Origin of the sequence: Rhodococcus sp. 05-340-2, from assembly GCF_002258915.1 — a bacterium.
Classification (GTDB): Bacteria; Actinomycetota; Actinomycetes; order Mycobacteriales; family Mycobacteriaceae; genus Rhodococcoides.
Window position 1 is genome coordinate 30,002 of the sequence record NZ_NOYU01000014.1, and the last position, 12,326, is coordinate 42,327.

15 protein-coding genes are annotated in these 12,326 nt (G+C 65.0%); 5 read left to right on the forward strand and 10 right to left on the reverse strand.

The window, feature by feature from the left end; genetic code table 11:
• The first annotated feature begins 21 nt into the window (after window positions 1–21).
• The 3 genes from CH271_RS08670 to CH271_RS08680 all read left to right on the forward strand — a co-directional run bounded on the left by CH271_RS08670 (window position 22) and on the right by CH271_RS08680 (window position 2,528).
• Window positions 22–690 (forward strand): SGNH/GDSL hydrolase family protein, encoded by a 669-nt coding sequence (locus CH271_RS08670; RefSeq protein WP_179274704.1) that lies wholly within the window; start codon window positions 22–24, stop codon window positions 688–690.
• A gap of 418 nt (window positions 691–1,108) precedes the next feature.
• Complete coding sequence (locus tag CH271_RS08675) at window positions 1,109–1,327, forward strand: hypothetical protein (protein ID WP_037194183.1); 219 nt, start codon at window positions 1,109–1,111, stop codon at window positions 1,325–1,327.
• Window positions 1,328–1,418: 91 nt separating this feature from the next.
• Window positions 1,419–2,528, forward strand: a complete 1,110-nt coding sequence (locus CH271_RS08680) for a GGDEF domain-containing protein (RefSeq protein WP_094633397.1) — start codon at window positions 1,419–1,421, stop codon at window positions 2,526–2,528.
• 63 nt (window positions 2,529–2,591) lie between these two features.
• Here CH271_RS08680 and CH271_RS08685 read toward each other — a convergent pair whose 3' ends face one another.
• Both CH271_RS08685 and praA read right to left on the reverse strand, forming a co-directional pair.
• Window positions 2,592–3,308: a hypothetical protein gene (locus tag CH271_RS08685; protein WP_037193916.1), complete on the reverse strand. Its 717-nt coding sequence runs from the start codon at window positions 3,306–3,308 to the stop codon at window positions 2,592–2,594.
• A gap of 52 nt (window positions 3,309–3,360) precedes the next feature.
• On the reverse strand, window positions 3,361–3,870 hold the full coding sequence (gene praA / locus CH271_RS08690; RefSeq protein WP_094633398.1) for an alkane oxidation protein activator PraA: 510 nt from the start codon (window positions 3,868–3,870) through the stop codon (window positions 3,361–3,363).
• Window positions 3,871–4,315: 445 nt separating this feature from the next.
• Here praA and CH271_RS08695 point away from each other — a divergent pair, with 445 nt between their 5' ends.
• Window positions 4,316–5,530, forward strand: coding sequence for an EAL domain-containing protein (locus tag CH271_RS08695; protein ID WP_037194187.1), 1,215 nt, complete (start codon window positions 4,316–4,318; stop codon window positions 5,528–5,530).
• A gap of 144 nt (window positions 5,531–5,674) precedes the next feature.
• Here CH271_RS08695 and CH271_RS08700 read toward each other — a convergent pair whose 3' ends face one another.
• The 8 genes from CH271_RS08700 to CH271_RS08730 form a co-directional block, all read right to left on the reverse strand.
• Entirely contained in the window at window positions 5,675–5,896 is a 222-nt protein-coding gene (locus tag CH271_RS08700; RefSeq protein WP_094633399.1) for an ANTAR domain-containing protein, read from the reverse strand.
• 119 nt (window positions 5,897–6,015) lie between these two features.
• Window positions 6,016–6,324, reverse strand: a complete 309-nt coding sequence (locus CH271_RS08705; RefSeq protein WP_037193923.1) for a WhiB family transcriptional regulator — start codon at window positions 6,322–6,324, stop codon at window positions 6,016–6,018.
• 106 nt (window positions 6,325–6,430) lie between these two features.
• A complete protein-coding gene (locus CH271_RS08710; protein ID WP_094633400.1) occupies window positions 6,431–7,558 on the reverse strand; it encodes a cation:proton antiporter in 1,128 nt (375 codons plus the stop codon).
• A 15-nt stretch (window positions 7,559–7,573) separates the two neighbouring features.
• Entirely contained in the window at window positions 7,574–7,774 is a 201-nt protein-coding gene (locus tag CH271_RS08715) for a hypothetical protein (protein ID WP_094633401.1), read from the reverse strand.
• 164 nt (window positions 7,775–7,938) lie between these two features.
• Window positions 7,939–8,535, reverse strand: coding sequence for an Rv1733c family protein (locus tag CH271_RS08720; protein ID WP_143546026.1), 597 nt, complete (start codon window positions 8,533–8,535; stop codon window positions 7,939–7,941).
• A gap of 118 nt (window positions 8,536–8,653) precedes the next feature.
• Window positions 8,654–9,538, reverse strand: coding sequence for a universal stress protein (locus tag CH271_RS08725; protein ID WP_094633403.1), 885 nt, complete (start codon window positions 9,536–9,538; stop codon window positions 8,654–8,656).
• Window positions 9,532–9,690, reverse strand: a complete 159-nt coding sequence (locus CH271_RS28760; protein ID WP_170945769.1) for a hypothetical protein — start codon at window positions 9,688–9,690, stop codon at window positions 9,532–9,534. The genes CH271_RS08725 and CH271_RS28760 overlap by 7 nt, the downstream gene beginning before the upstream one ends.
• A 128-nt stretch (window positions 9,691–9,818) precedes the next feature.
• On the reverse strand, window positions 9,819–10,592 hold the full coding sequence (locus tag CH271_RS08730) for a sulfite exporter TauE/SafE family protein (RefSeq protein ID WP_037193931.1): 774 nt from the start codon (window positions 10,590–10,592) through the stop codon (window positions 9,819–9,821).
• A 129-nt stretch (window positions 10,593–10,721) separates the two neighbouring features.
• Here CH271_RS08730 and CH271_RS08735 point away from each other — a divergent pair, with 129 nt between their 5' ends.
• Window positions 10,722–12,101: a rhodanese-like domain-containing protein gene (locus CH271_RS08735; RefSeq protein WP_094633404.1), complete on the forward strand. Its 1,380-nt coding sequence runs from the start codon at window positions 10,722–10,724 to the stop codon at window positions 12,099–12,101.
• Window positions 12,102–12,326 lie beyond the last annotated feature (225 nt).

Sequence of the window (12,326 nt, forward strand, 5' to 3'; positions counted from 1 at the left end):
CCATGAGGCAAAATCCCCGGCGTGCGAAGAACTCGACTGTGGATCGCCGGTGCACTCGGGTTGGCGCTCGCCGCCGCGCTCGTGGCAGGACCACTGAAGAAGCCGGCGCTCACGGTCCGCAACGCGCACTGCTTCGGGTGGAGCGTCAACGACACCGGCCCACGGTTGGTGACGCTGGGAGACTCGATGGCGCAGGGTAATTCACGCGTCGACTGGGGAATTCACGGCAACACGGCGTGGTATTCGTACCTCGTGTGCGGGGACGACGCTCCCGCGGCCGACGGTGGCAACCTGGGAATCAACGGCGCGACGACGACGCAGATCCTCGCCCGAACCGACGACGCACTGGCAGCGAACCCGGACATCCTCGTTGTCAACGGCGGCACCAACGACCTCGCCCGGTCGGTTCCGCTACCCCGGATCATCGACAACCTGCGCACGATCCTGGACCGGGCACGCGACGTCGACACGGTCGTGATCGCCACGGTGCCGTCGTCGCGCAAGGTCAGTGCCGACGACCTGAACGGCGAGATTCGAGCACTGGCCGCCGAGCGCGGCATACCCGTCGCAGAATTCGCGCCACTGCTCGATCGACCCGGAGCCACCTTCGACGGCGTGCACCCCACCGCGAGCACGGCTGCCGAGATGGCGGCCGAGGTTGCCGGAGCGGTCGGAGTTCGAAAGACGTAACCGCCGTCGTGCCGGATGCGCGGGCCTGAACGTTCGGAACCGTGTCCAGGACGCGGAATACCGCCGATCGGAGTCGATAGTGAACGCCGAGGTGCGCGCTCAGAGGCGGCCCTGTTGGACCGCGACGATGACGAGGGCGATCACAGCAATCGTGAGGATTGCTAAGAGCGCCAAGTGAATTGGATCGGTTGAGCCTGGCGGCCGAACCCCGTTCGGACCCCTTTTCTGGAGCATGTCACAGACTGTAGGTCACTTTCTCGGATTGTGCACAGGATAGGTGGTACAAACCGAGGCCGAACTGTCTCGCGGACTCGCACATGTGTTCGATAAAGCGTAGAGTCGTGCTCGGCGGAGTTGGGAGGGAAGCCCGGCTCCGCCGCCCAATCGTGGAAGGCCCAGTGAGGTGGACGGTGATCCGATGGACGACGTGCTGCGCAAGGTCGAGGAACTGAAGGCGTTGGTCGTCGAGCTCGAGGCTCTGGATCGACAACGCGTCGGACTGGGGGATCGGCTGGTGGATCTGGAGCATTTCTTTCGCAGAGCCGGATGTCCCGAACTGTCGCAGCAAGCCCTCGATGCGTTCATGGTGACCTATGCGGGCCGAGTGTTCGAGTTGGCCGACGGTATGCGGGGATAGGCGCAGGTTTTCCACTTTGCGGACCAGGTGGTTTCGTCTGTGGTTGACTTGTCCATCCACGTCGTGACACTAGGAAAGCTGCTCGAGACCTGTGAACAGTCTTCGCCAATGGTGGTCGCTCCCGGTCGACTACGGGTGGAACGTTGCGTATGCACGGTCCCAGCAAGCGCTGCACGTCACCAGGATCCTCATCGGGATCTTCTGCTTCGTCTACGCGGCTGCTGCGGTGATCGCCCTGACGATCCCGGGTCTCGGAGACAGCGGCCCGGGGCAATGGGCGCTGTGGTCGACCATCGTCACGACTCCTCCGCTGGGGTTGGCCTGGCTGATCGGCGGTTGGCCGAGCTGGCGCATGTCGATCGCATTCGTGCTTTACGCCGACATCGTGCTCGCCGCAGTGCTCCTCACCATCGACGAGCCGTCCGAGATGCTGCCGATGGCGGCGCTGTTCACGGTGATGGGCAGCTACGTCGTGGGCTTCCACGGCCCCAAGTTGTTCACCGCGCATCACCTCTTCGCCTTCGTCACCGTTGCGGCCCTCTACGTCTCGGCCATGGTCGGCGACCCGGCGCAGCGGCTGCAGACCAATCTCTACCTGGTGATGCTGATCCTGGTGATGTTCTCGGCGCCGCTGATCTGTCACTCCTTCCTGATGCTGTTGCGCCGCGACGCCACCGGCGCGTTCTACGACCCGCTCACCGGACTGCAGAACCGCCGGGGATTCGACGCGGCGATCGGCAACCTCGACCTTCGATCCGGGATCGACACGACGGTGGCCGCCGTGGTGATCGACATCGACAACTTCAAGGCCGTCAACGATCGATTCGGCCACGAGTACGGAGACACGGTCATTCGTCTCACCGCGAGCCGCATTCTCGATGTCTTCCCGGCACCGGCCGTGACGGTTCGACTCGGAGGCGAAGAATTCGCGATCGTCTGCCTCGACGGCGTCGACTCGGTGATCGATCGATCCGAGGAATTGCGAATCCGCCTGTGCGACGCGACCGACCGGTCCCCTCTGACGGCATCGATAGGCGTCGCCCACACTGTTGTCGAGGCACGGGACATCGTCGGGGACGTCGATGTGCTGCTCGGCCGAGCCGATCGAGCGATGTACCGGGCCAAGCGGATCGGCGGCAACCGCGTCACGGTGTACCAACACGAGGAGCCGTCCATCCATCCGGTCGACGAACGGCAGTGAACGACGGCGTCGACCGGGTTCCGCAAGGGAACCGGTCGACGCCGCCGATCGAGGTGCGAACCGCTATGCCACCTCTGCCGCAATCGCGGACCGGGTGCCGACGTCGAAGACCGGATCGGTCAGGTGCACGTCGAGAGTGTTGCCCGGACCGGCGATGATCGCGTTCAGCACCGACGTGAACGCGCCACAGTTCTGGAACTGCGGAATCGTGTACGTGCCCTTCACGTGTGCATCGGCCTGGTTGTTCTGAATCAGGTCGATCGCATCGAGCGAACCGGAGAGGTTGGCGGTGGTCTCGGCGGTGACGCAGTTGCTACCCGCAGGGATCAGGTCGACCGCGGCCGATCCGGCCGATCCGGTGTCGATGCCCAACGGCTTCACCGAATCGATGCGAATCTTGAAGCTCTGTGCGACGTCGAGGTCCAACGTCGGTGCCTCGTCCGGTCCGCCGCGGACGATGGTGCCGGACACCGGCGTCGCGTCGACGATCGAGATCGTGAAGTTCGCCAGCGTCGCGGGTCCGAGTTTCAGGTCGGCCGACGCCTGTGGGAGTGCAAGTGTTCCGGTCACCGTGCCGTTGACCAGATCGACGTCCGTGGCGAGGTCGGTGGTGGGAAACACCACCGGCTGACCGGTCTTGGCGATGATCGTCGTCGTGTCGGCCTGGAACGTGATCGGGAGCGTGTCGGCAGCGTTCGCCGGGGCGGCGACGAGCGTGCCCAAGGCGATGCTCGACGCCAATGCCGTCATCGTGACGACAGTCTTGTTGCGAATCTTCACGTGGTCTCCTTCTCGAGAATGGTTGATGCGGAACGAGGTGGGACGGGAGGAGTCAGGACAGGGTGAAGGCGGGGTCGGGCTGGACCGAAAGGCTGTTGACGGTGCAGTTGCCGGACATCGGCTGGTCGGTCGCGGTGAGCGTGTTGGTCATGTTGTCGAAGGACCCGGCCAGCGTGGCGGGCCCGCAGTTGTAACCGACCAACGAGAAGCCCACGTTGGACACCTCACCGGTGGTGGCGCTGGTGGGGGTCAGAGTCCAGGGCAGGTTCTTCAGCTGGGGCAGGCCGCACAGACGGTTCGAACCGCTGATCTTGGCGTCGGTGATCGATGCCGAGGAACCGTCGGCACTGGTGGTGCCGGACAGTGAGATGGAACAACTCACGGGCACCCCGAACGAAGCCGGCGTGCTCACGACGATCGTGCCGGGTGCCGTGAAAGCGGTGCTTGCCGGGGAGATTGTTGCGGCGCCGGCGTTGGCGGCACCGACTGTCGCTCCGGCGATGGCAACAGCGGCCACGGCGGCGGCGAGCGTGCGAGAGCGGGTCGGCGGGTTGAGCGTCATCGATCGAACCTCCAAGTCCAGAACGGCTCCGGACCCCCGCGAGGGTCCGACGGTGCCGGTGTTCCGGCAGCCGGGAGGGACGTTAGGTCGACGAAACTTCTGCAGAAATTGCTTTACGGCAAGTCTGTGAGAAGTCACAATCCGGTCGGTATGTTTGTTGTATGCAGTGGTAATGAAATTCGGCGGAAGTCTCGAAAGCGCACTGCAACTTCGGCTTTCGGCCCGATTTCGGGGCCGCGAAGGGCTCCCGATTCCGCGTGCCCGCTCTCGCGCGACGCCGTTACCAACGCGTTATACAACGTTACCGAAACGAGATAGTTCCGACTGCGTCGATGACATCTCCGACACCGACCATGAGGGAAGCGAAGAAAAGCATGCTCCACAGGTTTGAAAACGGATGAGCCCCCGCGTGACGGGGGTCGTTTTTTCGTGTCAAACTGTGGGTGTGACGTTCGCGCTGGCCGAAGCAGGATCTGCAGTCGACACGGACACGGGAGAGCTGACGGTGCATCCGTATTTCGCCCCGGTCTGTCGGCTGGACAACGGCGCGCTCGCAGCGATCGAAGTTCAGTTGCGGGGCCCCGAGAACGGTCCGCTCGCGTCGGCCGACGCGCTCAAGCGCGCGGCCAGAGCAATGGACGCCAAGCGTGAACTCGACGCGCTCGCGTGGGGAGTGGCTCGAATCAACCAGTCTGTGCGGTTGCCGATGCTCGTCTCCATGGACGTCGACTCTCTTGCCGCGCTCGATTCCGCCACCGAAGAACAATTGCGCCGCGACATCGTGGTCGTCACCGAAGCGGCACTCGTGGACAGTCCGGCCCGCACCCTCGCCGCGATCGACAAGGCCAGGCGCGACGGCAAGGTGGTGGCCGTCGACGATGTCGGCCGTCGGCCGCAGTCGATGACTCTGCTGCCGCTGATCGAACCCGACGTGATCATCCTCGCCGGGTCGATGGTGTCCCGACGCCCCGATCTGGCCACCGCACGCACCGCCCACGCCGTCTCGGCTCAGGTGGAACGCACCGGCGCGGTGGTGGTGGCAAGCGGAGTCGACACCGCATTGCATCGCACCCGCGCACTCGGACTCGGAGCGACCTACGGGGTGGGCGAGTTGTATCCGGCGGCGGAGACGACCGAGGAGCTTCCTGCCGACGCTGCCGAGGTGATGCCCCCGTTCCCGACCTGGAGCACACCTGCTGTCGCCGCGGCATCGCCGTACGCCATCGCGTCCGACGGTAAGACGGCCACCCGCAGCACCAAGCGTCTGCTGGTGGCGATGAGTACGTCCCTCGAGATGCAGGCTGCCGCAGCGGGGCCGGAAACGTTGGTACTCGGCACTTTTCAGCGGGCGGAGCACTTCACCTCGACCACCCGTGGGCGTTGGGTCTCGATGGCCGAGCAGATCTCGTACGCCGGCGTGTACGGCGTGGGCATGGGTTACGTGCAAGAGGGTGGCATCATGCATGCGCCCCTCGATCCGACGGATCCGCTCGTGGAGGAGTGGAACGTCGTGGTGCTCGGACCGCACTTCTGCGGAGTGCTCGCAGCGATCGATCTGCACCGCGGGGAGGTCGACGCCGATCGCGAGTTCGATTACGTGATGTCGTACGACCGCGCGACCGTAGTGCGTTGTGCGCGTGCAATTCTCGCGCGTTTTTGACCCACCGATGACCGCGTTCCCGGAACGGATGTTTCGGGCAGCCATGGTAGGGCATACGGCACAGCAGGTAATGAAGTAGTCCGGACTGCCGCATTGCTCAGGCCCCGTGCGTTGAACACACAGCGCACGGGGTCGCCTGACACATCACCGCTCGGTCGAGGCCCGGTCCACCAGTTCCTGTGCGATGTCGCGAAGCTTACGATTGGTGCCTTGCGATCGGTCGACGAGCAGTCCGAATGCCGCGTCGGCGCTGATGCGATGTATTGCCATCAACATTCCCTTGGCCTGTTCTATCGGTGCTCGCTGCGAGAGTGCCCTCTGAACGTCGTCCGGCAGCCCCGAGTGGGTTCCGTTCGCTGCGGTCATGCAGACATTGTTGCGCGTCTTGTTCCGACGCAGGTCAGACCCGGGAAGACGCGCCGAAGACGCGTCGAACAGAGCTGTTGGCGTGACCTTTTTCGTAGCGATCCGTTATTGTTCCGTGATCAGGCGGCAGGATTGGACAGTGGGCGCCCGATGAGAAATTCGAGTGTGCGGTATGCGTCCGTGCGGCGGCCGTTACTCGCATTGTCGTGATAGGCGGCACCGGCGACGACCACGCCGACCGGAATGCGACCCGACTCGATATCGCGAGCCGTCTGCTCGGCGCAGTTACGCAACACCGGGCAGTCGGCGCACAGGCGCCATGCCTTTTCTGCGCGCTTGCGACCGTGTCGAGGAAGTTGCTGCGAGTCGTAGGCATCCATGTCTTCGATGCACGCACCCTTGAGGCGCCAGACCTGGTCATCCGTCATCGTCGTGATCCGTTTCGCGTCGTGCCGATCGTTCCACGACCTTTGTTCCCCGTCCGGATCAACTCGAAACACCCAAATGCCTTGCGCCGCCCCGGGCCCGCCGGGGTCAGGCCGGACGACGAGCGGCGACCCGCGATGCTGCGGCCGCCGCCGCGATGGTCACCAGTGCGCCGAGCACGATGGCGGGGCCCTCACCGGGAGCCAGCACGCCGCTCTGCGTGCCGAGTGTCACGGCCGAGACCGGAACACCCATCTGGGCTGCCGCGAGTATCCCGAGCCCGGCGGGCTGGCCCGTCAGACGCATCGCACCGTGCGCGGCGATGGCTCCGAACCCCAACACGAGTCCCAGCGCGATCATGTTCGGGTGACTGCCGAGGGCGCGCAGATCGAGGGATGCGCCGAGCCAGACGAAATACAGTGGCCCCAGGAAACCTTCGGTGATGGCGAACAGTTGTTTCGCAAGGCGTCGCGGTTCTCCGATGGCAGCGACGGCCAGCCCGAAGCCGAAGCCGGCCAGCATCACCGATGCATGGGTGTGGACCGCGAGGGCCGCGAGGGCGAACAACAGAATCAGGTTGAGGCGCAGTTCGAGCGCGAGTTTGCGTTGGGCAGACACATGATGCACGCGACGGCGCAGTCCCGAGGCGTCGAAGTGGCGCAGGACGACAAAGATCACGGCGGCGGCGATCAGGACCGTCGCCGATCCGAGTGCGGCGGGACCGGCCTGCCGTGGATCGATCACGAGAGGCAGCGCGACGATACAGACCGCGTCCGCCAGCGCGATCTGCGGCAGGAGGGCCATCAGACCGGGTGCGGTCATCGTGGTGAACTCGACGATCGGCATGATGACAGCGGCCGAGGACGATGCCATCAACACCGCGTACAGGCCGAGGTGAGGTGGATCGAACGCGGCGGAGACGGCCCAGCCGAGCACGGTTGCCAGCAGCCCGACGGTCACCGCCCGCGCAGTACCGACCCCGAGACCGATGCGCAGTCGCGGGTCGCGAATCGGTATCTGACTGCCGGCCACGAACATGACGAGCGCAAACCCCACCTGCGCCAGGAAGCTCAGCGTCTGCTCGCTGGGGTCGACGATGCCGAAGCCTGTGTGGCCGAGAGCAATTCCGGCGACGAGTTCGCCGACGACGACGGGTATCCGAAGCCCGCGCGGAAGCGCCAGCAGTGGGCCGAGCAATCCCACTGCGGCACACAGGGCGAGCGTCTCGAAGGTCATACGCCCGCTCCGACGTCAAGCCGAGTTCAGAATGGGTCGTCGACTCGACGGCAGTGCCGACGCCACGAGGTCGCGAGGGTGCAGCGCGCCCTGCTCGTCCATCATCACCTGTATTCGAAGATCGACCACGCGTAATTGTGCAGCCAACGGGCTGCACATGAGCGCACGCTCGTAGTCCGCACTGCCGGAACAGAATTCGGTGCCGATACCGATCATGTCATCGCCTCCTCGAACGTGGGAGCTTCGTGTCGACGAGTGCAAGGACGACAGTCCTGAGCGTACGACTACACACGCGATGTGCCATCGGCACAAAGGCCCTTTTTTCGAGGACGCTCGGCCCTCCTCGTGGTGACCGGCCGCGTCGCCGGGCTTCGACGGCGCTACCGCGAGCGATGGTCGCGGGCCTGTAGAAAGTGTTGCCAATCTCTGTCCCACTGCCGCATTCGTGAACGTTCGCCGGCTTTGGTGGTGAGGTAGACCAGACCGCCGATGACGAGGGCACCGAGGAACCATACGAACACGGCCGTGGCAGCTCCGTTGACGACGGCACCGGCAGCAGTGTCGGGAGCGCGCACCAGATTCCCGTCCGCATCACGCCAGATCGGAGTCGTGTCATCGACCCGCAATGCCGACGGTACGTCGGTTGCCCCGGAGCGCAGCGAGCCGTCCGGCGCGCTCCACTGCACGGTCGCGGTACCGGCCACGGTCGTGACGCCGTCGGTATCGGACCGAGCGGATTTCGTGGCGTCGATGACACGGGCGTCGACTCGAACATAGTCTGCGCGTTGCTGTTGCGAGCGCAGCGACAGGTCGCTGTAGGTCACCGAACCGATCGTCGCTGCCACAGGGATGAGCAACAGAAGCACCGCGATCCCGACGGCGACTGCCGCTCGTTCGATCCTGCCCGGTAGCCGCATCAGTGGATTGGAAATCCATGGACTGTGTCGCCACGATCGGTGCGCGAGTTTCGAGAACATGGCCGCCACCTACTCCCACCCGAAGTGCATTCGTCTCCTACGAGTGTCCGGCGTCGAGCAGTGGATCCGTAAGGGCACAAGGTCCCGATGAGGCGGGGGTCGTCGGCTGATCGAGGGCTCAACGCACCACGAGAATCGGACAGCACGATGCGTGCACGAGAGACTGTCCGACCGACCCGGTACGCGGACCCGTCCGTGGTCCGTGGGTGCGGCTGCCGATCACGAGAAGGTGTGCGGTAGCCGATGCGCGTCGTAGCTCGTGCTGCGCCGATGCGTCGAGCAGGTGCAGATGCACGTCTACGGTGGAATGCGCGGACGCAGCAGCATCGACGCGACCTTCCAGCCACTCCAGCCCTCGGATCTGTTGCAGCTCGATGTCGTTCGTGACGGGCCGACTGTGGGGCGATCCGACGTGCAGCGCGGTGAGGGGGACTTCGAGCGCGTCGGCGAACCAGAAGGCCGCCTCGATCGCCCGGGTGCAGGAGTCCGAGTGATCCACGCCGACGACAACCGGAGAGGTCGGCGTGAGGTCTGCGTGCTGGGGGCGCCACACCAGGACGGGGCACATCGATTCTGCAACGATACGAGTTGCGTTGCGGCCGAACAGGACATCACGGATCGGACCCGATTCACGGCCTCCGATGACAATCAGGTCGGCGGTGTGCGACAGCGCGCCGAGAACGGGGGCGATCGGGTCGTCCGTCAGAATGGAATCGATTGCGATGCGGGGATCGAGACCGACGAGTTCACGGCGAGCCGATCGAAGAAGGCGTCGACCGTGCAGTCGCTCCAACGACCGGGTCGATTCGCGGGGTGTGAGTGCGTGCACGAGCCGAATGCGTGCCCCGGTGACCGAGGCCAGACCCGCTGCCCAGGACAGTGCGTCGCGGGACGTCGGGGTGCCGTCGAGCGCGACGACGATGTCACCCCAGTCTTTCTTCGCCCAGAAGCCGGGAGCGACCGGGGTTCGTGTGGGCTGGGGTCGCGGCTCCGCGCTCACCATGATCGCTCTGCCATGGGCGGCAGGGTGCGGCGAATCGCGGCCGCGACGACCGCGTGGCTCAGATTGGGGAACCTCGCGGCGAGCGTGGACGCGATCGATCTCAGTTCGTCGTTCACCAGCCGGGTGGTCGGTCCTGCGTCGGTGATGGTCATGAAGATCGGCTCCCTCGCGGTCGTGGAGAAGGGGTGCTCCTGCCTCGAGGGTGCCCGGCGCGGCTCGTGCGATATAGGGCCTTTCGACCCACAGTTCCGGCCCGACATGGGGCCGGACAATAGCGAGATCAGCTCAGGAAGGCCGCGTCGATGACGACGTACCCGGCCACTGCGAACACCAGGTAGGCGAACAGGCGTTGCAGCCGTGCGGTATCGACCCGGGTTCCGAAGTGCGCGGCCAGGAGGGAGCCGACAATTGCGGTGCCTGCGAACGCAAGGGTGATCGACCAGTCGATGGTCGTGCCGCTCAGATGTGAGAACAGACCGGCGACGGAGTTGGCGACGATGATGACCAACGAGGTGCCGACCGCGACCGACATCTCTATCCCGAGCATCAGCACCAGCACCGGAATGATGAGGAAACCGCCTCCGACGCCGAACAGCCCGGTCATGAATCCGACAGCAAGGCCTGCCGGAATCGAACGTGGAGCGCAGTGTCTCCAGTTGATGCCCGATGCCGATGTCTTGCAGGCTGTTCCTGTATCTCCTCGCTCGGCGAGCATCCGGGCTCCTGCGGCAACCATCACGGCGGCGAAGCCGAGCAGCAGGATCCTCTCGGGAAGCAGCCGGCCGAGTGCGCTGCCGGCGAAGGTCGCTGGAATGCCGGTCGCAGCGAACACCGCCGCCAGTCGCCATTCGACGCGGCGGGCTCGCAGCTTCGGTATCACTCCCACCGCCGAGGCGGTGCCGACGACGATCAGCGAGACGGGGATCGCTTCCTCCACGCCGAGGCCAAGGGCGAACACCAACACCGGGACCGCAAGAATGGATCCGCCTCCACCGAGTAGGCCGAGGAGAATTCCGATCACAGCGCCGAATCCGAGCGCCAGCCCCAATGTCATCGTGTGTTCACTCCAATCTATGGTGCCACGGTATACCCCAGGGGGTACTTGACATACCCTAGGGGGTATTGCACACTGTGTCTACCACCTCGCGAAACTCGCCCGGAGACGTCTCAGACGGAGGAACCCATGATCCTCGAGCAGTACTACCTCGAATGTCTTTCCCACGCTTCGTATCTGATCGGAGATCAGAGGACGGGACGCGCGATCGTCGTCGATCCGCGTCGCGACATCGCGGAGTATCTCGACGACGCCGAGAAGTACGGACTCGTCATCGAAGGGGTCGTCAACACTCACTTCCACGCGGACTTCGTCTCGGGCCACCTCGAACTGGTCGACGCGACCGGTGCCTGGATCGGCTTCGGCGAGGCTGCCGAGACCGACTATCCGATCCGCCGACTGCGCGACGGGGAGCGGTTGTCCCTCGGCGACGTCGAACTCGAGATCCTGTCCACTCCCGGTCACACCTGGGAGTCGATCTCGGTGCTGGTTCGCGAGCATCCCGGGGCCACCCCTACGGCCGTGCTCACCGGTGACTCCCTCTTCATCGGCGATGTCGGACGACCGGACCTGGTGAATCTCGGGGACGGCTCGACCACGGACCTGGCCCGTGCGATGTATTCGACGATCCACGACAAGCTGCTGACGCTGCCCGACGACGTCATCGTCATGCCCGCTCACGGTGCCGGCTCGTCGTGTGGAAAGAACCTCTCCACCGAGCTCACCTCCACCATCGGTGAGCAGCGCGCGAGCAACCCGTCGGTGCAGCCGATGACCGAGGACGCCTTCGTTGTGCTCGTCACCGACGGCCAACCGGCGGCGCCGTCGTACTTCTCCGCCGACGCAGCCATGAACAAGCAGGTGCACCCACTGCTGTCTCCTGGCCGCATCATCCCTGCGCTGACACCCGAGGCCGTGAGGGTCGAGCTGGTTTCCGGCACACGAGTGCTCGACGCACGAAGTGTGGACGATTTCGCTGCCGGTCATCTGCGCGGATCGATCAACGTGGGGTTCGACGGTCGCTTCGCCGAGACCGGCGGCATGGTCGCGGAGGTCGGTGGTCGCATCGTGCTGATCGCCTATCCGGGCGAAGAGCAGGAGGCAGCACTGCGGTTGGCCCGAATCGGATCCGACAACGTGACCGGATACCTCAGAATCGGCAGTGACGGTGCGTTTCCAGCCGAGCTGGCGACATTGGTCGAGACGGCACCGCGCACCACGGTCGAGCAGCTCGATGTGATGCTCGCCGCGGACGAGGTGACGCTCATCGACATTCGCAACCCGGGTGAGCGCGACTTCGGCACGATACCGGGAGCGATCCCGATCCCGCTGGCGCAGTTGCGAACTCGCCTCGACCAGGTGCCGACCGGTAAACCTATCGTGATGCACTGCGCCGGAGGATGGCGCTCGAGCGTGGCGGCGTCGCTGCTGCGCGCTCAGGGATTCGAGGACGTCTCGGATCTGCTGGGCGGTTACAACGCCTGGGCCGACGCCCACGTCCCGGCCTGACTTTCGACCGACTCGTACCAGGAGGATTCTCATGTGTTACCCCGTCACCTGCAAGAAATGCCACAAGACCGGCTGGGGCGGTTGCGGCAGACATGTCGACTCCGTCATGCGTACGGTTGCCGCAGCCGACCGCTGCACCTGCAACGAGGATTCGAGCCCGCCCGTGAAGGAGCGTCGAAGCATGCGGTCGTGGTTCGGCCGCTGAGACCTGATTCAGGTAGTCGA